Source organism: Stenotrophomonas sp. Nf1 (assembly GCF_003028475.1).
GTDB lineage: Bacteria > Pseudomonadota > Gammaproteobacteria > Xanthomonadales > Xanthomonadaceae > Stenotrophomonas.
Map to the genome: position 1 here is coordinate 97,125 of NZ_PYTV01000012.1, position 20,363 is coordinate 117,487.

Consider the following 20,363-nt stretch of genomic DNA (forward strand, 5'->3'; position numbering starts at 1 on the left):
GTGCGCATCGGGGGCCGTCGCGCCAAGCACTCATCACCGGTTCTTCTTCGTTGGCGAGCAACCTGCTAGTCTGCGCCGCGTGCAGAACCTGCTTGTCCACTTCAGCCAACAACAACAGCCCGACCAGCCCCTGCGGCCCGGGGTGCAGCGTATCGTGCGCCAGGCCAACGGCAGCGTCAGGCTGGGCGAGGGCGGCAATGGCGCCCTGCTGCTGGCGCAGTTCTGCATGGATGACCGGGGGCTGTGGCTGCAGGTCGGCAACGGCATCCGCAGCATCCATGTGAACGGACGGCCGGTACGGCGGATGGCCCTGCTGCGTGCAGGCGACGCGGTGTACGTCGATGGCGTGGAGATGGTGCTGCAGGGCGAGGTCGAGCGCCTGCTGCAGGCGCCTGCGCCGAAGAGTGACGAGGGTAGCGACGAACAGCAGCGCCTGCTGCGTGGCGTCGGTGGCCTGCACCATGGGCGCAGCTTCACGCTGTCGCGGGCGCGCCTGATCGGTCGTGGCAACGACGCTGACATCGCCATCGACGACCCCGCGTTCGCCGAACAGCACGCCCGCGTGGAAGTGCATGGCGAGCGCGTGCTGCTGCGCGACCTGGGCAGTGCCGATGGCACCCGGGTCAACGGCGTGGCCGTTCGCCACTGCTGGCTGCAGGCTGGCGATCAGGTGGTGTTCGATGGCCAGCACCGGTTCGTGCTGGAGGTTCCGCATGACCCGCGCCGGCGCCCATTGCCGGACGAGGATGAGGCCAGCCAGGACATCGAGCAGGCGCCGGTGCTGCCCGTCGCGCCGCGCAGGGTCCGGCGTTGGCCGTGGCTGCTGGTCAGCGCGCTGCTGCTGGCGGCGTTGCTCAGCCTGCTGCTCTGGTTCGGCGCACGCTGAACCCTGCGTCCGCCGGGCCTGGCCCGGCGCTACCCACGCCTGGCTTTGGTGGGGGCCGACCTCGGCCGGCACGCTTGACTTTGGTAGGTGCCGACCTTGGTCGGCACGCTCCTCCGACGGGCATGATGCCTGACGGCGTACGCCGACCAAGGTCGGCGACTACCGGAACATTGCTGCGGGCCAATGGATACGAATGCAACCAAATTTCCCTTGCGCCACAAGGCCGCAAGGCTGGTGCAGTGCGGCATACTAGGGATCTTGCCTCACAGGTGTGACATGACGCGCGCGTTCAACTTCAGTGCCGGCCCTGCAACCTTGCCGGAATCGGTCCTGCGCCAGGCGCAGGCGGAAATGCTGGACTGGCACGGGTCCGGCGCTTCGATCGTGGAAATGAGCCATCGTGGCGCGGAATTCATGTCCGTGGCCGCCGAGGCCGAGGCCGACCTGCGCCGCCTGCTCGATATCCCCGACGACTATGCGGTGCTGTTCCTGTCCGGTGGCGCCACCACCCAACAGGCGCTGATCCCGCTCAACTTCGCCAGCCCCGGCCAGCGTGCCGACTACGTGGTCAGTGGCCACTGGGGCAAGACCGCGGTCAAGCAGGCCGGGGTCTACGTGGACGTCAACATCGCCGCCAGCAGCGAGGCCGATGGCTACCGCACGCTGCCGCCGCGCGCGGACTGGCAGCTTTCGCCCGATGCGGCCTACGTGCACCTCACCGCCAACGAGACCATCCACGGCGTCGAGTTCCGTGATGTGCCCGACACCGGCAACGTCCCGCTGATTGCCGATTTCAGTTCGTCCATCGCCAGCGAGCCACTGGATGTGCGCCGCTACGGCGTGATCTACGCTGGCGCGCAGAAGAATCTGGGCCCGGTCGGCATCGCGGTGATGATCATCCGCCGCGACCTGCTGGAACGCAGTGGCCAACCGCGCGCGGACATCTTCGATTACCGCTCGCACGTCGCCCGCGACTCGATGCTCAACACCCCGCCGACCTGGAACTGGTACCTGGCCGGCCTGGTGTTCAAGTGGATGCTGGCCGAAGGTGGCGTGACCGAGTTCGCCAGGCGCAATGCCGCCAAGGCCGCGCTGGTGTACGGCGCCATCGATGGCTCCGGTGGCTTCTACCGCAACGAAGTCGCGCACGCCGCACGTTCGCGGATGAACATCCCGTTCTTCCTGCCCAACGCCGATCTGGATGCCCGTTTCGTGGCCGAAGCCAAGGCCGCCGGCCTGCTGGCACTGAAGGGCCACAAGGTGGTCGGCGGCATCCGCGCCTCGCTGTACAACGCCATGCCGCTGGCCGGGGCCGAGGCGCTGGTCGCCTTCATGGCCGATTTCCAGCAGCGTCACGGTTGAGCAATGAACGGCGCGCACCGTCGGGTGCGTGCCCCGCAACAAGGAATTCCGATGGCAAGCAGCAAATCCAGCAAGAAGGCCCCGAGCAAGGCCGAACCGGCCAAGGACAGTGCGGCGCCCAAGAGCAAGGCGAAGTCCAAGGCCGCCTCGAACCCGGCGCCGACCCTGGCGCCGCTGGCACTGGCCGATGTGCGTTCGAAGATCGACCAGATCGACCGTGACATCCAGAACCTGATCGCCGAGCGCGCGCGTTTCGCCCACCAGGTCGGCAAGGCCAAGGGCAAGCTGGCCGCCGCCGTCGACTACTACCGCCCCGAGCGCGAAGCGCAGGTGCTGCGCATGGTGGTCGACCGCAACGAAGGCCCGCTCAGCGACGAGCTGCTGGTGCATGTCTACCGCGAGATCATGTCGGCCTGCCTGGCCCAGCAGGAGCCGCTGAAGATCGGCTACCTCGGCCCGGAAGGCACCTTCAGCCAGCAGGCCGTGCTCAAGCACTTCGGCCGTTCGGCGCTGGGCCTGCCGATGGCCAGCATCGAAGAGGTGTTCCAGGAAGTGGAAGCCGGCAATGCCGATTTCGGCGTGGTGCCGGTGGAAAATTCGGGGCAGGGCACCATCCAGATCACCCTGGACATGTTCCTGACCTCCAACCTGAAGATCTGTGGCGAAGTGGAACTGCGCGTGCAGCAGTACCTGATGTCGCGCAGCGGCCGCATCGAGGACATCGAGCGCATCTACGCGCATCCGCAGTCGTTCATGCAGACCTCGGCGTGGTTGCGCGCCAACCTGCCGAAGGCCGAGAAGATTCCGGTGTCGAGCAACGCCGAAGGCGCGCGCCGTGCGCGCAATGCCGACGACGCGGCGGCCATCGGCGGCGAGAGTGCCGGCCACGTGTACGGCCTGAAGAAGGTGGTCACCAAGCCGATCCAGAACGATGCCGACAACACCACGCGTTTCCTGGTGGTGGGCCGCAACATCTTCCCGACCTCCGGCCACGACCGCACCTCGGTGCTGGTGTTCATCCATGACAAGCCTGGCGCGCTGTTCGATGTGCTCAGCCCGTTCGCCCGCCATGGCATCAGCATGAACCGCATCGAGTCGCGCCCGTCGCACCATGGCAAGTGGGAATACGGCTTCTTCATCGACCTGGCCGGCCATATCGACGACGCGCCGATGCAGGCCGCACTGGCCGAACTGGAAGCGCACTCGGCGCAGATCAAGGTGCTCGGCTCCTATCCGGTGGCCGTGCCCTGAGTGCTGCTGTCGCGGCGGCCGTGGCCGCTGCCCCCTGATGCATCGCCGGCGCGGCCGGCGTTTACGGAATGATCGAACGATGAGCAACGCGCAACACTGGATTGCCCGCAAGGGCCAGCCGCTGCAGGGCAGCCTGACCATTCCCGGCGACAAGTCGGTCTCGCACCGCTCGGTGATGTTTGCCGCGCTGGCCGATGGCACCTCGCATATCGACGGCTTCCTGGAAGGCGAAGACACCCGCGCCACCGCGCGCATCTTCAGCCAGCTCGGCGTGCGCATCGAAACGCCCAGCCCGTCGCAGCGCATCGTGCATGGTGTTGGCATCGACGGCCTGCAGGCGCCAGATGCGGCGCTGGACTGTGGCAACGCCGGCACCGGCATGCGTCTGCTGGCCGGCCTGCTGGCCGGCCAGGCCTTCGACTGCACGCTGATCGGCGATGAATCGCTGTCCGGCCGCCCGATGCGTCGCGTCACCGGCCCGCTGTCGCAGATGGGCGCGAAGATCGACACCGAGAGTGATGGCACGCCGCCGCTGCACGTGCATGGTGGCCAGTCGCTGCACGGCATCGATTTCGCCTCGCCGGTGGCCAGCGCGCAGATCAAGTCGGCGGTGCTGCTGGCTGGCCTGTATGCACAGGGCGAAACCACGGTGACCGAGCCGCACCCGACCCGCGACTACACCGAACGCATGCTGTCGGCGTTCGGCGTGGACATCGAATTCTCACCGGGCAAGGCGCGCCTGCGTGGTGGCCAGCGCCTGCGCGCCACCGATATCGTGGTGCCGGCCGACTTCTCGTCTGCGGCGTTCTACCTGGTGGCTGCCAGCATCATTCCCGGTTCCGCGCTGCGCCTGAAGCAGGTCGGCCTGAACCCGCGTCGCACCGGCCTGCTGCATGCGCTGCGCCTGATGGGCGCGGACATCACCGAAGAGAATCCGGCCGAGCAGGGCGGTGAGCCGGTGGCCGATCTGGTGGTGCGCTACGCGCCGCTGAAGGGCGCCCGTATTCCGGAGGCGCTGGTGCCGGACATGATCGACGAGTTCCCGGCGCTGTTCGTGGCGGCGGCGGCCGCCGAAGGCCAGACCGTGGTGACCGGTGCGGCCGAACTGCGGGTGAAGGAATCCGATCGCCTTGCGGCGATGGCCACCGGCCTGCGCGCGCTGGGCATGCAGGTGGATGAAACCGAAGACGGTGCCACCCTGCACGGCGGTGTGCGCCTGGGCAGCGGCACCATCGAAAGCCACGGTGACCACCGTATCGCCATGGCGTTCGCCATTGCCGGCCAGATCAGCGATGGCGAAGTGCGCATCAACGACGTCGCCAATGTCGCCACCTCGTTCCCGGATTTCGACGGCCTGGCCCGCAGTGCCGGCTTCAACCTGGCCTGATCGGCACCGCAACCGCCGCACCGCGTTGCCCGGTAGGTGCCAACCTTGGTTGGCACGATGCTTCGCATAAAAGGACGGAGGCCGAAGCCTCCGTCGAAACATCACGAACCCCTCGTCCGCGATCAACGCTGCTCGGTGCGGAAGTCCACCGGGACCCGCACCACGCTCGCTACCGCACGGCCCTCATGCATGGCCGGCTGGAACTTCCAGTTCTGCACGGTGCTCAGCACCGCACGATCAAGATCACGGCTGCGTTCGCCACTGCGCGAAACAATCGCCGCATTGGTCACATGGCCGCGGGTATCGACATTGAGGCTGGCCACCACGCTGCCCTGCACGCCATTGCGCAGTGCCGTGGCCGGGTAGGTCGGCTTGCTGTTGCTGGCCAGCGGGCGCGCCTCGCGGTTACGCACCGCCGGTGCTGCACGGCGCTGGGTGGCGGCAGGAGCCGCCTGCCCGTTGGCAGGCACGGCCGCATCGGCCAGCGGCTGCTCCGCAGCCGGCAGCATCCGCTCGCCCACCGGCGCCGGTGCCACGTCGTCCTGGTTGGCGTGACGCAGCCACAGCAGTGCGGCAGCGAACATCGCCACGATCAGTGCGATCCACATCCAGGGCGACGTCGGCCGCTGCTGTGCGTGGCTGTCGTGTGTCGAATGAAGGTTCTCGTGGGTGGTGGCAGTCATCGCAAACTCCTTCCGTCAATTGACGACGTGCAGAGTGTTGCCCGAGCCGCCGTGCGGAAGTGTCAGTGCTGCGTCAACACCACCGGCAGGGTTCAGTTTGCCTGCCGGACTACATTCAGTTACTGGGTCTTGAAGTCGAACGGCACTTCAATGCTGCCCGGAACGGGCTGGCCATTGCTGTGTGCCGGGGTGAAGCGCCAGCGGCGCACGGCATCGGTGGCGGCACGGTCGAGCTCGCGTGAACCGCTGCGCTGGATGACGGTGGCGTTGTTGGGATAGCCGGTGGCGTCCACATCCACGCGTACCACCACGCTGCCCGTCTCTCCGGCGCGCAGGGCAGCGGCAGGGTAGGTCGGCGGTGGCGACTGGCCGGCAATCGGCATCGGCTGGCTGTTGGCGGCCACGGCGGGCGCCGGACCCGTGGCGGCCGGGGCTGCTTCGGCCACCGGGGCCGGCGGCGGCGGGGCGGTTTCCACCAGCTTCGGCGCTTCTTCTTCCACCGGCGCCGGTTTGGCATCGGGCATGTCGCTGGACCCGGCGGCGGCGGCCAGCGGTTCCGGCAGCGGTTCCACCTGGGCGGTCTCCTGCGGGGTCTGAGCGGCCGGGTCGGCGCGGAAGAACTCCTTGTCGCGGCCGGTCAGCCAGACCACCACGAACAGCAGCACGCCGACGCCGAAGGCGATGCCGGCGATCTTCAGCGCGTTGCGCGGGATATGCACAGTGAACGACTTGGCGGACGACGAGCGGGGTGCAGACATGGACCGGACCAGTACGGAATGCCCCGATTCTGCCACGCCGGGAATGAACCGGGCGGCAGAAATCCGTATAACAGGCGATAATCCCATCCCTGATACCCACCACGACACCTGCCATGCTTGATCCAGCCCTGCTCCGCCACCAGCCCGCCGACCTCGCCGAACGCCTGCGCACCAGCCGCGGCTTCGAGCTCGACGTGTCTGCCCTGGAGTCCCTGGAGGCTGATCGCAAGCGCATCCAGGTGCGGACCCAGGAGCTGCAGAGCCTGCGCAACAGCCGTTCCAAGGCGATCGGCCAGGCCAAGGCCAAGGGCGAGGACGTCTCGGCGATCATGGCCGAGGTCGCGGCCTTTGCCGACGAGCTGAAGGCCTCGGAAGTGGCGCTGGACGAGCTGCGCGAGAAGATCGAAGCGATCTCGATGGGCATCCCGAACCTGCCGGCCGATGACGTGCCGGCCGGTGCCGACGAGAACGACAACGTCGAGCAGTCGCGCTGGGGCACCCCGCGCCAGTTCGATTTCAAGGTGCTGGACCACGTCGAGCTCGGCGCGCGTAACGGCTGGCTGGACGGTGAGACCGCGGCCAAGCTGTCCGGTTCGCGTTTCACCGTGCTGCGTGGCCCGATCGCGCGCCTGCACCGCGCCCTGGCCCAGTTCATGGTCGACCTGCATACCGGCGAGCACGGTTATGAGGAAACCAACGTGCCGTTGCTGGTCAACGCCGATTCGCTGCGTGGCACCAGCCAGCTGCCGAAGTTCGAGGACGACCTGTTCAAGACTGCGGTGGGTGACTCCACGCGCTACCTGATTCCGACCTCGGAAGTGCCGCTGACCAACATCGTGCGTGACGAGATCGTTGATGCCGAGCAGCTGCCGCTGCGCATGACCGCCCATTCGATGTGCTTCCGTGCTGAGGCCGGCAGCGGTGGCCGCGACGTGCGCGGCATGATCCGCCAGCACCAGTTCGAGAAGGTCGAGCTGGTTTCGATCAGCCGCCCGGAAGACAGCGACGCCGAGCACCAGCGCATGACCCGTTGCGCCGAAGTGGTGCTGGAAAAGCTGGGCCTGCCGTACCGCAAGGTGCTGCTGTGCACCGGCGACATGGGCTTCTCGGCCGTCAAGACCTACGACCTGGAAGTCTGGCTGCCGTCGCAGGAGACTTACCGTGAGATCTCCTCGTGCTCGAACTGCGGCGACTTCCAGGCCCGCCGCATGCAGGCGCGCTGGCGCAACCCGGCCACCGGCAAGCCGGAGCTGGCGCACACCCTGAACGGCTCGGGCGTGGCGGTTGGCCGCGCGATGATCGCGGTGATGGAGAACTACCAGAACGCCGACGGCAGCATCACCGTGCCGGAAGCACTGCGCCCGTACATGGGCGGGCTGGAAACCATCGCCTGACAACCGACTCTGGTGGGTGCCATGCTTGCATGGCACTGCTGTGGCTCTGGTGGGTGCCATGCTTGCATGGCATCGCATCCACGCATGGCGTGGATCTACCGAATGCTCGGGCATTCACGCGCGGCGTGGATTTGACCGAATGGTGCCCAGTGTGAATCCAACGAGGCTCCAGTAGATCCACGCCATGCGTGGATGAACCCCCGCGATCACCCCACAACCCGCAGCTTCTCCAGCGGCACCCATCCTGGTTCGCCCGCCTCGGGCACGCACCATGCCCAACCATTGAGCGTGCGCACTGCGCGCAGCCTCTGCCCCGGATCCACATCCAGCTCCCGCGCGCAGTAAGCCTCGGTGGCATACGCGTCACCCTGCGCATCACGACCGATCACCGGTGCCGGCACGAATCCGGGCTGCTGCCCCTCGGCCTGGCACAGGAACCAATCCTCCCAGCCCTCCGGGCCTGCGTAGCGCTCGCCCACCACCAGCGCCTGGCCTCGGCGCAGGGTGATTGGATGCGGAAATTCGCTGCGGTGCGCAGCCGTCACGATGTAGTCCATGACCCACTGTACCGTTTCCGCCGGGCATGGCCCGGCGTGCGGGAATCGGTCCACAAAAAAACGGCCCCGCAGAGCGGGGCCGCCAGGGTGGGCCGGGATGGGGGAGGGGATCCCGGCCCGCGTTCAGCGCCCAGACGAGGAGAGAGGGGCGCCGAGCGCTGGAACGCTTTACGCAGCGACGGATTCGGCGGCCTCGTGCGACGGCAGTGCCGCCAGCGCGCCGGCAATGGCGTCTTCGCGGTGCTGCGGCGAGTAGGCAATGCCCTCGGCACGCACGAACTCGATGTCATTGATGCCCCAGAAGGCGAAGGTCTGGCGCAGGAACGGCTCCTGGAAGTCGGCCGGCGAATCGGTGTAGATGCCGCCACGGCTGCTGACCACGATCACACGCTTGCCGCCGGCCAGGCCGACCGGGCCGTTCTCGGTGTACTTGAAGGTGCGCCCGGCCACGGCCACGCGGTCGATCCAGGCCTTCAGGGTGGACGGAATGCTGAAGTTGTACATCGGCGCACCGATCACCACGATGTCTGCTGCCAGGAACTGCTCGAGCACCTGTTCAGCATCGGCGGCTTCGGCCGCGTCGGCCTTGGCCAGCGAGCTGCTGCGCAGATGCGGTACCGGATTGGCGTCAAGATCGCGATAATCGACCTGCAGGCCTTCGATCTGCTGCTTGAACCGGGCCACCACGGCGGCGGTCAGGTGGCGGGAGACGGAGTTCTCGCCAAGCACGCTGGCGTCGAGATGCAGAAGCTTCATGGCAGTCACCTATGTTCTGGAAGGAAGAAGCGGGTAGGCCCCGCCGACGGAGAGAACGATAGGTTGTTGCAAAGACGGGATAAAGGTGATTGAATGCCACGTATTGTTCTAGATATGGAACTCGGGCATGCATGACCTGAATGATCTGTACTACTTCGCGATGGTGGTCGACCACGGCGGATTCGCCGCCGCCGAGCGCGCACTGGGCATCCCCAAGTCGCGCTTGAGCCGCCGCATCAGCCAGCTGGAGACCGACCTGGGCGTGCGCCTGCTGCAGCGCTCCACGCGTCGCTTCGCGGTCACCGACGTCGGCACCAGCGTGCACCGCCACGCCCAGACCATGCTGGCCGAGGCGCAGGCTGCGCGCGAAGTGGTGGACCGCCTCAGTGCGGAACCGCGTGGCGTGGTGCGTGCCAGCGTGCCGGTGTCGCTGGCGCAGATGCAGCTGCCCAAGCTGCTGCCCAAGTTCCTTGAGCAGTACCCGAAGGTGCGCCTGCAGCTGAACATCAGCAACCGCCGCGTGGACATCATCAATGAAGGCTACGACGTGGCCCTGCGCGTGCGTTCGCGGCTGGACGACGACGGCAGCCTGGTGATGCGCAGCTTCGGCCAGGTGCAGGAACTGCTGGTGGCCAGCCCGAAGTATCTGGACCGCGCCGGTCGCCCGAAGGACCCGGAGGAGCTGGCCCAGCACGTCACCCTCAGCATCAGCGAAGACGAAGCGCGCCAGCGCTGGGAGCTGCATGGCCCGGAAGGCGAGGTGCGCCGGGTCGACCTGCAGCCGCGCGTGGCCGGCTTCGATTTCCCGCTGCTGCAGAGCATGGTCAAGGACGGCTTCGGCATCACCATGCTGCCGGAAACCGTGTGCGCCGATGCAGTACGCAATGGCGAGCTGGAAGTGGTGCTGCCGGACTGGTCGCTGCCGCAGGGCGTGTGCCATGCCGTGTTCGCCTCGCGTCGCGGCCTGCTGCCGGCGGTGCGCGTGTTCATCGACTTCCTGGCCGAGCACCTGCCGCCGCAGCTGGAGGCCTCGCGCCTGCATTGCGATGGTGCGTGCGAGAAGGCCAAGGAGCGGATCAAGGCCAGTGCGCTGGGCGCGTTGGCGGTGGATGCCGGCTGAGCGATATCAACGGTAGCGCCGGGCCATGCCCGGCGTTGCTGTATCAGGTGCCGATCACTTCCGCCCGAACAGCCGGTCCCAGAAGCTGCGTCGCGGCGCTGCCACCGGTTCTGGCCGATCCGCGATCACCGGCGCTTCCAACACCGCCATCAGTTCGGCGCTGCGTGGCTTTTTCAGGAAACGTGCGTACTCCAGATAGCTGGTGACCCTGCTCATGTGCAGGCGCTCGGGCATCGCCGGCAGTGCAGCACCCTGCAGCAGTACCCGCAGCGCCTGGGGTCGATCCAGGCGGATCGCCTCGAACAGCGCGGTACCACCGCAGCCGGGCTCGATCTGGTTGGCGCGCTGTGGTGCGTCCTTCAGCAGTACACGCAATGTGTCGGCATCATCGCGCTCGACGGCGGCCACCAGTCGCGCCAGGGCCTCGGCTTCTTCCGGTGGCAGGCTGTCGCGATAAGCCTGGTCGGCGATCTCACGCTCGTCGCGCCCGTCGCCGTTCTGGATGCACAGGAAATCAGTGACCAGCGCCACTGGATGGCCCGAGGTATCCAGCGCCCAATAGCTGGGATACACGCCGTCGCCCCAGCCACTGGTGAATACCACCAACCCATGCGGCGAATCCTCGCCCCACGGGCGGTACTCGGCCCCTTCGTCGAGGCCGTCATGATCGATCAGTGCATCGGACCACGCGCTGTTTTCCTCGCCGGCGGTCTGCTCGATCAGAGCCAGCAGCGCCTGCTGGGCGTCGGTATCCATGAAGCAGCCGATGCCGGCGTCGACCGGATAGCCGATGAAGCTGTCCTCATCCAGGCCGGTCAGGTCCTGCGTGGTCCAGCGCGTCATCTGCCAATGCAGGGCCGATGCAGTGAGAGCCTGGCGAGGCTTGAACCAGACCACGGCCAGCGCCGGGCGGCCGCTGTGCACGATGATCTCCACCGGATGACGGCCGGCCGGCGCGGTGTAGTCGGCCAGCGCCGGCGCCTCGGCCTGGACCAGCGGATCGCAGACCACCAGCTGCCCGCTGCTGACCGGCAGGTGGCCGGCCAGGGTGCGATGCAGGGCTACCGCGGCCAACTGGGTGTCGTCCAGCAGGATGGTGCGCAGGTTGGCCAGGTCGAGGTGGGCCATGGGGGCTCCGGATGCGGTCGAGCCCCCACCGTGCCGCATGCGCAGGGCGGGGGCAAGGGTGGTCTTGGGCAAATGGCCTTCACGTGCGAGAATACGGCGCTGCCCGGGCGACCGGGACCCGATTGGAGAGATGGCCGAGCGGTTTAAGGCACCGGTCTTGAAAACCGGCGAAGGGTTAAACCTTCCGTGGGTTCGAATCCCACTCTCTCCGCCAGTCTTTGCAAAAAGCTCCTGTTTTTACAGGGGCTTTTTCGTTTCTTCAGTCCGCGCCATCGATCTGCACGTGAGCCGCCGTAGCACGACGGCTTTGCACGAGCAGGCCGACACCAGCCACCAGGCATGCCGCCAGGGTTGCGATGGAGAGAGGAAGCAGGAACTCGTCACGGCCGGCTGCGGCGAAGCCCACATGAATCATGGCGGTGCCGGCGCCTGTTGCCCCGCACAGGCGGGCATAGGCCCGCGCGGAGGGCTTGGCCAGCACCACCTGGCGATAGCCATGCAGCAGCGCGCCGACGGCGATCAGGTTGAAAACCAGAAACCCCTGGACGCCGCCGGGAACACCGAACAGGGCCCACTCCTGCCAGAACGCGGCATCGATCTGGTGCAGGATCAATGCCAGCAGTGTTGCCAGATACCACCGTTCCATGGGGTCGTCCGTTTGAAAGTCGGCAAAGTCTAGCAGCCGGAATGGAGGGTCGATCTCCGGCGTGGGCGAAGCTCAGAATGATCGTGAGGCCAGTACGCGCATCGCCACGAAGACGCAGAAAGAGGCACTCATGCGCGACGGCCACCCCTGGGCTTGTTATGGCACAACGGATAGCTGGAGCACGATCTGAAAGCTCCATGCGGCCCATTCCGCTCCACGAACACCCCCACCTTGCACGCCGGGCAGCGTTCCTCATTGATCGCCACACCCGACAGGCTCGTCACTTCCACCACGCCGTCCTGCACCAGCTCATCCAGGAACGGCGAGTGCTTGCCCTGCAGGGTGAACATCGCCACCGAGCGCCGCGCACGCGTCAGCGCCACATAGAACAACCGTCGCTCTTCGCCCAGCGGGAAGGGATCGCCTTCGGGCATCGCCAGCGAAAGTACCGGATCATCCGAGCGCAGGCTCGGGAAGCCACGATTCACCATGCCCGGCAGAATCACGTAATCCGCCTCGCGCCCCTTCGAACGATGCGCGGTCAGGAACTCGACGTCCATCGTGCTGCCAAACGCGCTCTTCCAGTCCGCAGGCAAGGCACTGCGCTCATTCCGGTAGCGGCCCAGAATGAACACCGTCACGCGACCGGTGCGGCCGCGAGGCAGTGCGCCGGACAGCAGTTGCTGGTGCAGCGTGGCCAGGTACTGGCGAACTCCGTCCTGCACTTCCTCACGGCGGGCCAGCTGGAAGGCCTGCAGCACCGGACCCACCGCCGGCGTCGCCGAGCGAACCGCCTTGGCCATCTGCGCTGGATTGCGACGGATGAATCGGCCGGAGACATCGCACAGCGCTTGCGGGCAGCGGAAGGTCTGTTCCAGCTTGAGTACCTGGCCTTGCCCCATCCACTCCGGGAAGCCGGTCATCACTGAAACATCGGCACCGGCGAAGCGGTTGATCGACTGCCAGTCATCGCCCACCGCGAACAGATGGCGGCCGGGTCGGCTGACCAACGCGCGGCAGAGTCGCGCACGGGCGCGTGAGGCATCCTGGAATTCGTCGGCCATCACCAGCTCGTAGGGTGACTCGTAGCGGCCCTGTTCCAGCAGCCTTGCGGCCATGTTGAGCATGTCTTCGAAGTCGATGCCGCGCTCGTCGGCCAGCGCGTTGTCCCAGGCCTGGAAGACCGGTCCGGCGATCTCCAGGAAACGCCGGTGCCGTTCCTTGAACTGGTCTTCGGGCATCTGCCGCAGGCGCCCAGCCATGTCCTCCAGCGTCAGGCAGTTGCTCTTGGCATGGGCGATGAAGGTGCGCATCAGCCCGATCAGGTCAGCGTCCGGCATCGGCTTTGCGCCCTGCTCGGGAAGCGTTCGGTCCGGGTTCGGGTCCAGTTCGACATCAGACTCGCCAAGCGCCTGGGCCAGGTGCTGCAGCGCGTGGCCGCTACGAAGGCCAAACGAGGTCGTTTCGACCAGCGAGGTACCGCGCGCAGCATGCTGCTGGCGCTTCCAGTGCATGCCTTCACTGTAGTTGGCGAAGTGCTTCGGCGGCTGACCGTCGGCATCCAGCGCAAAGTGCTCGTGATACAGCGCGGCGTCGGGGTAATAGAAGTCCGGGCGATACTGGCGGTGGGTGTCGGTCGCGGTATCGAACTCATAGCGCCGCTCGTAGTCGTAGGCCACGCCGTTGTAGAACAGCCAGTCGGCGATGACGCATTCTTCCAGGCTCTTCACCCGCTCACCCTGCAGGGTGCGGATGTAGGGCGTGCCATCGCGGTCGTAGCCGTCGGCCAGCATCTCGGCGCCGAACGGGGGAAGGTCGCGGCCGAACACCAGGCGGAACATGTCCCACTGGGTGCGGAAGTGGCTCGAGCGGTCCTTCAGGTCGTCCACCAGTTCGGCGAGCCTGTTGAAGCCCAGCGTGGCGTCAGTGGCCCAATCCGGGATATCGGGCTTGCGCCCCGTGGCCTTGGCGATGATGGCCAGGCCCAGCGCATGGAAGGTCCGCGCTTCCACCACGGCATCGGTCATGCCAAGCCGCTGGAACGCGCGCTGCGCACGCGCTTCCAGTCCCTCGGCCGCGTCCTTGTTGAAGGCGAGCATCAGCACGCGCTCGGGTTCGACGAAGCCGCGATCAATCGCGTAGGCGGCCTTGGCGACCAGGGTGGAGGTCTTGCCGGAGCCGGCCGAGGCCACCACCTGTACCCGGTTATCGAAGCAGATGACCGCGCGCGCCTGCTCTTCGGTCAGTGGCCTGCTCTCGACGTGGTCCAGCAGGTGCTTGGCCAGCACCAGCTCGCGCTGGGTCATGGCCTCGTTGGCCTCGGCCCAGGCAGCGGGCCAATCCCGATGCCAGTCATTGAGCGCTTCCAGTGCGGCCAGATGGCGGCTGCAGTGCAGGTCGTCGTGCACGCTCGCATCAAGGAACAGTCTCTCCAGCTCATCTGGCGGCAGTGGCAGAGCCGGCCGCTCAGCCAGCAGCGCCTGCTGCTGCTCGTGGGTGATCCAGCGGCGGCTGGCGTGACCTCGATCGGTCAGCGCGTCCGCCGCGCTCAGCCATGACTGGATCTGCTCCAGGATCTCCTCAAAGAGCGCCTTGCGCCCGCGCGTGGTGCGCGCAAAGAGCACGTTCTGGACAGCCGCCGAGAGGCGGGACGCCTGGCGGTTCGGCAGGCCATCCACAGACAGCGTTTGGCCATCCTCGGTCTGCAGCGCTACCTTGGCCCAGAACACGCCCGGAAGCACCCGCACGCGCTGATCGTGATCCAAGCGCTGCGAGTACTGCCGGCCCCCAATCAGAAGCTCGACATGCTCGCCATCCAGCCGCAGTCGCCAGTCCGGCGAGCGGGTCACACGCTGGCCCCAGCCCGAGGGGCGCCATTCCATAGACATCCAGATACTGCCTTGCGTACGTCACTGGGCGTAAAGCGCCCTTACGCCCCCATGATAAGGGGGCTTGGTGCCGTGCGCAGGGCGTCTGGCTGGGCAGGCCAGCTGCCAGCGGTGGCGTTGCACCACCGCTGACGTAACAGGCGTCAGGCGTTCACATCCACCACGATCCGTCCGCGCACCTTACCCGGAATGATCTGCTCATAGACGTCCAGCACTTCGGCAAGCCCGATCTGCTGCACCGTGCTTTCCAGTTTCTGCGGGTCCAGATCGGTGGCGAGGCGATCCCAGGCGCGCTGGCGAACGTGCTGCGGCGCGTTCACCGAATCCACGCCGGCCAAGGTCACGTTGCGCAGGATGAAGGGCAGCACCGAACCATGCAGTGCATCGCTCTGGGCGAGGCCGCAGGCCGCCACGGCGCCGCGGTACTTCGTCTCGGCGATGGCATTGACCAGCGTCGGGCCGCCGGCCACATCCACCACGCCCGCCCAGCGCTCGGCACTGACGGGTCGGTCGCGCGGTTCTGAAAGCTGCGCACGGTCGATGATCTCGGCTGCACCCAGGCTGCGCAGATACTCGGCGTGTTGCGGGCGCCCGGTGGCGGCCACCACCCGGTAGCCCAGCCTGGAAAGGATGGCCACGGCAATCGAGCCCACGCCGCCATTGGCACCGGTCACCAGTACATCGCCCTTTTCCGGGGTCACACCCGCGTCCTCCAGCGCCAGCACGCACAACATGGCGGTGTAGCCGGCAGTGCCGATGGCCATGGCATCGCGGGTGGTGAGGTTGCCGGGAATCCTGTTCAGCCATTCGCCGCGCACGCGGGCGCGCTGGGCCAGGCCACCGTGGTGGCCCATGCTGAGATCCCACCCGTTCAACACGACCCGGTCACCGGGCTGGAAACCGGCGTTGCCGGATTCCAGTACCACGCCCGCCAGGTCGATGCCCGGAATCAACGGGAACGTCCGCATCACTGGGCGCGTGCCGGTGAGGGCGAGCGCATCCTTGTAGTTGAGCGTGGAGTACTCGACCTGCACCAGCACGTCGCCGTCCATCAGGTCCGCTTCATCGAAATCGACCAGTTGCGTGGAAACGCCGTCGTCGGTTTTACGGGTCAGTAGTGCCTTGAAACTCATGGAAGGGCCTCACGTTCAGTGGATGGACCCATGCTAGGCTCGCACCGTTATCGCAACAAGAACGATGTTTTTTCATAGGTACTATGGTTTTCCGGAGTATGCATGCGTAGCAGGCGTTGGGATGGCAAGAGCGGTTGCGCCGTGGAAGTCACGCTGTCGGTGATGGGTGGTGTGTGGAAGCCGATCATTCTTTTTCACTTGATGGCCGGCAAGCGACGCTTCATGGAGTTGACGCGGCGGGTACCCAACGCCACCCAGTCGATGCTGACCAGCCAGCTGCGGGAACTGGAGGCCGATGGGGTCGTGATCCGCCATGTCTATCCCGAGGTGCCGCCCAAGGTGGAATACGAGCTTTCCGAATTCGGGCGCACGCTGGTGCCGGTGCTGCTGGCGATGCGGGAATGGGGTGAAACCTATCGCGGCTACCAGGGCGCGCGTGGGGACAGCTGAAGGCTGGGCGCCGGCGAGGCCGGAAGTGCGGTGAAGCTTCTGCCGCAGCGATTCATTCGATCGTGCTCTGAGCCGCGCAAGCCGTTGGTCCTCCGCTCATGACGGGGGCAGCGGAGATGGAGGCACCTTCCCGCAGGCCACCACGACAGGCTTCAACTCGCGGCCATCGGCGGATTGACGCAGGTGGAAGCAGGCGCCGAATACACGCTTCTGTCCCACGGCTCCATTGTCTGGGTTGTCTGGCGTATATCCGGAAAGGACCACCTGGTAGTCAACGGAGTATCCTATTCTTCCCGTCCAAGTGCGTCGCTGGTGGTCCAGACGAGCGTGCGGTCGAGCAATCCGATACCGCCGTTCTTATTTCATTCTTGCCAATGACTTCCGCTACATGGAAGCAGCCGTGATACCAGCGTGATTGCGCTTCGCCACTATTGCCTGGTGTGCCAGGCGTTCTACCCCAGATTTCCACTTGATAGTGCGCGCCCATGCGCAAGGGGCCGGCGGGCGTTCCCCCCAAACCGTAGCCGATGCACTGATCGGGACCCAGCGCGGGCTCGGTAGTTCCGGCGCGCAGGAAGACGCGCTCCCAGATTGGCGTGCCCCCCGAACCCACCTCCATCACCGTAATGCCCGCGATCAGAGGGGGGGCGGAACGTGCCTCGCGCGTGTCGGCTACGCCGAAGCATGGCATGCCATTGAGGTCCCAAATCGTCGCTTGCTGGTAGCGGCCAGGGGGCGCTGAACCGCTGGCCATCATCGGCAGCAGTAGAGCTGACAGCATCCATGCTTGTATTCGTTTCATGGAGTTCTCCCTGTGGGACCTTCGCTATCTGTCTTCCATCCGAACAGGCGGTGGCCCGGCGGGCAGCGCGGTCGAACAATTCGATACGACGGGCTCTATACCCTTTCCGCTCGCTTCCACCATTTGGAAGCAGACACTGAAGACACGGGCCTCGGCTTCGCCCTTCCTGCCGGGTATGCCTGGAGTTCGGCCCCATATTTCGCCTTGGTACCGTTTGCCTGGACGCAGCATCGGTGCAGACGCCGAGCCATCGCCGTACTTGAGGCACTGGTTGGGAGGGAGTGAGGGTTCATTCGCCCTCTCGCGCAGAAAATCGTGTTCCCATATCGGTGCACCACCCGAGCCTACTTCTGTCACTGACACGCCGGTGACAATCGGCGCGTTGCCGCGCGTCTCTTTGGTGTCGGGTACGCCGAAGCACGGTAGGCCATTTTGGTTCTGTATCGTCGCCTGCTGATAGCGACCTGGCGGTGATGAGCAGCTGGCCAATGTGGGAAGGAGGAGTCCCAATAGAATCGCCGGGATCTGTGTGCGCATCATCGGGTTGTTCTCGGTAAGTTGTTCCTGCTTGAGATGTCGGCATGGAACTGGGAGAGGGTATGTTCAAAGTATGCTTCGATATCCACCGTCGCGTGATACCGCGAATTGCTCATGCTCGACCGTGAGCCACGGAATGTTACGAGGAAGTAGTCCGCCAGGATGTCGCCCTGAGCCTCCATGTTGTAGTCATGCAGCAGGCGCGTCTTGTCGAGCACATAGTCGTAACTCATGTTCGGACGGGGTGTTCGCACCAGCTTGACGTTATAGCCGAGCTGGTACTGCCAGACATGGGTCATCTCGTGGATGAAGAAGGCCTGGAGTCTCAAGGTATCCAAGGAGTAGTCGTCGCGATAGATTCCCTTCGGAAAGTACATTTCGCCATTGGGCGTGACGCCAGTGTCCTTGTGCTGGAACCCAAAAAACAGCCAGTAGCCATGGTTGTGAACCTTTACCCGGCTGTAGTCGACAGAGTCGCCAAACACCAGTCGTGCCATCTCGATCTCGCCGAACGTAAGGCTCCGCTCATGGCCGGGGGCGCTCACCTCCACGACCGAAACGCCCAGGTCCTGTGGCGTGGTGATCACACCCTCGAGATCGAATATCTCCGGTGCACCATCGGTGCCGGGCGCCATGCGCACACAGCACCCTGTCAGCACCGTTGGCGGACGTAGTTCCGCACGCACCACGGCTTGGCTCTGCGCGGTCGAGATCCGCGCCGTACCGCCCTGTGCATCGGTGGTGCCGGAGACGGCCCTGCCATCGTCCAGATACAACGTGTAGGGCAGTTCGGCCAGCGGGTTTCCTCGACTGCCGACAAATCGGATTGCCTGGTCGAAAGTGCGGGGAGATGGCGAGGCTGCGGGTTGCAGGGCGGAGGTGAGTTCGGTTGTCGGGCGGGCATTACCTGCGAGCGTCCGGCCGTCGCCTCCGTTGGTGGTGACGTACACCCGGGTCTGTTGGGTAGACAGGACACGGCAGCCACAGGCCAGCGCGCTGCCATGCAGTGCAACCGGCTGGCCGTCGATGGTGGTCGTGATATCGCCTTCGACGATGGAGAACTCGCCCTGATGCAGCGTCGGGCAGGTCGCTTTGTCACCGACGCGGGCAACGCTCATGCCGTCAATGTCGGTTCTGCTTGAGCCAGTGATCACGCGGCCACCGCTGGAGGTCGGGTCGCCCACCACAATCCAGTTCCTTGCCATGTTTCGCTTCCGTTCCAGAACGAAATGCAGGATGCGATCCAGTTCGGCGGCGCGTGCGGCCGTGCAAAGGTCATGCATACGGGGAAAACCAGCTGTGGCAGGGTGTTTCAGCTTTCGGCGCGTAAAGGACGCGACGCTTCTGCGTCAGGAAATTTGACGCGAGCGGCTCGATTGCGACGTGCGGCTCTGTCAGTTGCGACAGTTCCTGAGCAATGCGCGTATGCCTGCAACGGAACGCGCAGCGGCCCATCTGGAAATGGCGGGCAACCGTGAAGTGTCGCGTTTGCCTTGCTTGCGAGAGCGGCGGCGGATAGGGGAGCGATCGAACCGAGCGCCATCCGATGTCCATTCGCCATCTTTTGACGCACCCGGCGCGATAACGAGCCGGTGTGGTATTTCCCTACTTTTCAGCAGCGAAGCAACGCGGCAACGATGGCGCTGCCAAGGCATCCGCCCTGGCCGGGATTGGCGTCCCGAACTTACGAGATACACGGCGTTGGGCTTGCGACAGAAGTTGCAATCCCGACAATGCACCGCTTGCCAGTCCATGGTGGACGGTGCGTGGGGATCTAGCGATCCGCCGGCTTTCGTATCTCGTATCCGGCACGCCAACCCGCACCGTCCGCCACCTTGCATCTGCAGGTGGCCATACCTGTGAGGTTGCCGTCATGTCCGACCTGCTCCCCGACTATCCCCGCCTGCATGCTCTGCTCGGCGATGCCGTGCGCGATCTTCCCAATGCGTTGGCCGAGAAGATGGAAGATGCCCTCAGCGATGCGGCCGAGTCCATTCCGCGCTCCGCGTTCTTCGACTTCCTCGACCGCTACGGCAAGCAACGTCGCGCCGACGGTCAGGCCTGGACGGAAACCCGTCTCACGCCCGCGCGTGCATTCGATCTGGCATTGGCCACGCGCAGTGCGTCAGGCATTGCCGCGCTCAGCGCCGTGCTGCATGCCGCGCATGTCGCGCGTGAGAACGATGACCCGCGCAGCTGTCCGTCCGCAGCACTGGTTGATGGCCTGTTCGACGCCTGCGAAGCGCTTTCGCTGCAGGTTGAGCGTTGTCTGGTGCCATAGGTCAATGGGCGCAGTGCGAAGGGAGGGGCGCTGCAAGTGGTCTTTACATCTCTGCTTCTAACATGCGCTGCGGTGTCGCCTTCGACAGGATCGGCGGAACTGTTGAGGGCGGTGTCGCAATTGCCGATCTGTCGCTCCCCAGGTTTGTCGCAAAGAGCTTGTTCGATGACGGAAATCGTGATGTGAAGCACAGGTCTTGCTTAACACTCGGCAATCAGCGGCGCCCTGCCCAACAGTTCTCCCACTACCCGAGGGAGATTCTGCATGGGCACGGAAGCCGCTGTTGTCGCACTGATGCGGGCGATCACGCTCGACGCCCGGCAGCCACGCCAGCTGCGTCTGCA

17 protein-coding genes and 1 tRNA gene are annotated in these 20,363 nt (G+C 65.7%); 9 read left to right on the plus strand and 9 right to left on the minus strand.

Going from position 1 to position 20,363, the window contains the following annotated elements; all coding sequences use genetic code 11:
* Window positions 1-79 precede the first annotated feature (79 nt).
* The 4 genes from C9412_RS18780 (at window position 80) to aroA (ending at window position 4,886) form a co-directional block, all read left to right on the plus strand.
* A complete protein-coding gene (locus tag C9412_RS18780; protein WP_107232999.1) occupies window positions 80-886 on the plus strand; it encodes an FHA domain-containing protein in 807 nt (268 codons plus the stop codon).
* 276 nt (window positions 887-1,162) lie between these two features.
* Window positions 1,163-2,248, plus strand: coding sequence for a 3-phosphoserine/phosphohydroxythreonine transaminase (gene serC, locus C9412_RS18785; protein ID WP_107233000.1), 1,086 nt, complete (start codon window positions 1,163-1,165; stop codon window positions 2,246-2,248).
* Between the two features lie 45 nt (window positions 2,249-2,293).
* The gene (gene pheA, locus C9412_RS18790; RefSeq protein WP_181358733.1) at window positions 2,294-3,499 is read left to right on the plus strand and encodes a prephenate dehydratase; all 1,206 of its coding nucleotides are present in this window, start codon (window positions 2,294-2,296) and stop codon (window positions 3,497-3,499) included.
* A gap of 79 nt (window positions 3,500-3,578) precedes the next feature.
* Window positions 3,579-4,886 (plus strand): 3-phosphoshikimate 1-carboxyvinyltransferase, encoded by a 1,308-nt coding sequence (gene aroA / locus C9412_RS18795; protein WP_107233002.1) that lies wholly within the window; start codon window positions 3,579-3,581, stop codon window positions 4,884-4,886.
* A gap of 122 nt (window positions 4,887-5,008) precedes the next feature.
* On the opposite strand, the gene C9412_RS18800 is transcribed toward aroA, so the two are convergent.
* The gene (locus C9412_RS18800; protein WP_107233003.1) at window positions 5,009-5,569 is read right to left on the minus strand and encodes an energy transducer TonB; all 561 of its coding nucleotides are present in this window, start codon (window positions 5,567-5,569) and stop codon (window positions 5,009-5,011) included.
* 119 nt (window positions 5,570-5,688) lie between these two features.
* Window positions 5,689-6,327, minus strand: coding sequence for an energy transducer TonB (locus tag C9412_RS18805; RefSeq protein WP_107233004.1), 639 nt, complete (start codon window positions 6,325-6,327; stop codon window positions 5,689-5,691).
* A 113-nt stretch (window positions 6,328-6,440) separates the two neighbouring features.
* On the opposite strand from C9412_RS18805, the gene serS reads away from it, so the two are divergent.
* Window positions 6,441-7,721: a serine--tRNA ligase gene (gene serS / locus C9412_RS18810; protein WP_107233005.1), complete on the plus strand. Its 1,281-nt coding sequence runs from the start codon at window positions 6,441-6,443 to the stop codon at window positions 7,719-7,721.
* A gap of 206 nt (window positions 7,722-7,927) precedes the next feature.
* Here serS and C9412_RS18815 read toward each other — a convergent pair whose 3' ends face one another.
* Both C9412_RS18815 and C9412_RS18820 read right to left on the minus strand, forming a co-directional pair.
* The gene (locus C9412_RS18815) at window positions 7,928-8,278 is read right to left on the minus strand and encodes a ligand-binding protein SH3 (RefSeq protein WP_107233006.1); all 351 of its coding nucleotides are present in this window, start codon (window positions 8,276-8,278) and stop codon (window positions 7,928-7,930) included.
* A 168-nt stretch (window positions 8,279-8,446) separates the two neighbouring features.
* Window positions 8,447-9,034 carry an NAD(P)H-dependent oxidoreductase gene (locus C9412_RS18820; protein ID WP_107233007.1) on the minus strand — a complete coding sequence of 196 codons (588 nt, stop codon included), beginning with the start codon at window positions 9,032-9,034 and terminating at the stop codon, window positions 8,447-8,449.
* A gap of 127 nt (window positions 9,035-9,161) precedes the next feature.
* Between C9412_RS18820 and C9412_RS18825 the strand changes: the two genes are divergently transcribed.
* Window positions 9,162-10,154, plus strand: coding sequence for a LysR family transcriptional regulator (locus tag C9412_RS18825; protein WP_107233008.1), 993 nt, complete (start codon window positions 9,162-9,164; stop codon window positions 10,152-10,154).
* A 54-nt stretch (window positions 10,155-10,208) separates the two neighbouring features.
* Here C9412_RS18825 and C9412_RS18830 read toward each other — a convergent pair whose 3' ends face one another.
* On the minus strand, window positions 10,209-11,282 hold the full coding sequence (locus C9412_RS18830) for a DUF4241 domain-containing protein (protein WP_107233009.1): 1,074 nt from the start codon (window positions 11,280-11,282) through the stop codon (window positions 10,209-10,211).
* Between the two features lie 124 nt (window positions 11,283-11,406).
* Here C9412_RS18830 and C9412_RS18835 point away from each other — a divergent pair.
* Window positions 11,407-11,496 (plus strand) — tRNA-Ser (locus tag C9412_RS18835).
* Between the two features lie 45 nt (window positions 11,497-11,541).
* Here the strand turns inward: C9412_RS18835 and C9412_RS18840 are convergent.
* The 3 genes from C9412_RS18840 to C9412_RS18850 form a co-directional block, all read right to left on the minus strand.
* Window positions 11,542-11,928, minus strand: a complete 387-nt coding sequence (locus C9412_RS18840) for a DUF6713 family protein (protein ID WP_107233010.1) — start codon at window positions 11,926-11,928, stop codon at window positions 11,542-11,544.
* A gap of 128 nt (window positions 11,929-12,056) precedes the next feature.
* Complete coding sequence (locus C9412_RS18845; protein ID WP_107233011.1) at window positions 12,057-14,810, minus strand: UvrD-helicase domain-containing protein; 2,754 nt, start codon at window positions 14,808-14,810, stop codon at window positions 12,057-12,059.
* Window positions 14,811-14,959: 149 nt separating this feature from the next.
* A complete protein-coding gene (locus tag C9412_RS18850; RefSeq protein WP_107233012.1) occupies window positions 14,960-15,949 on the minus strand; it encodes an MDR family oxidoreductase in 990 nt (329 codons plus the stop codon).
* A 102-nt stretch (window positions 15,950-16,051) separates the two neighbouring features.
* On the opposite strand from C9412_RS18850, the gene C9412_RS18855 reads away from it, so the two are divergent.
* Complete coding sequence (locus C9412_RS18855; protein ID WP_107233013.1) at window positions 16,052-16,399, plus strand: helix-turn-helix domain-containing protein; 348 nt, start codon at window positions 16,052-16,054, stop codon at window positions 16,397-16,399.
* Window positions 16,400-17,737: 1,338 nt separating this feature from the next.
* Here C9412_RS18855 and C9412_RS18860 read toward each other — a convergent pair.
* Window positions 17,738-19,021 (minus strand): PAAR domain-containing protein, encoded by a 1,284-nt coding sequence (locus C9412_RS18860; protein ID WP_258190360.1) that lies wholly within the window; start codon window positions 19,019-19,021, stop codon window positions 17,738-17,740.
* A gap of 590 nt (window positions 19,022-19,611) precedes the next feature.
* On the opposite strand from C9412_RS18860, the gene C9412_RS18865 reads away from it, so the two are divergent.
* Window positions 19,612-20,019: a hypothetical protein gene (locus tag C9412_RS18865; RefSeq protein ID WP_107233015.1), complete on the plus strand. Its 408-nt coding sequence runs from the start codon at window positions 19,612-19,614 to the stop codon at window positions 20,017-20,019.
* Window positions 20,020-20,363: the final 344 nt, after the last annotated feature.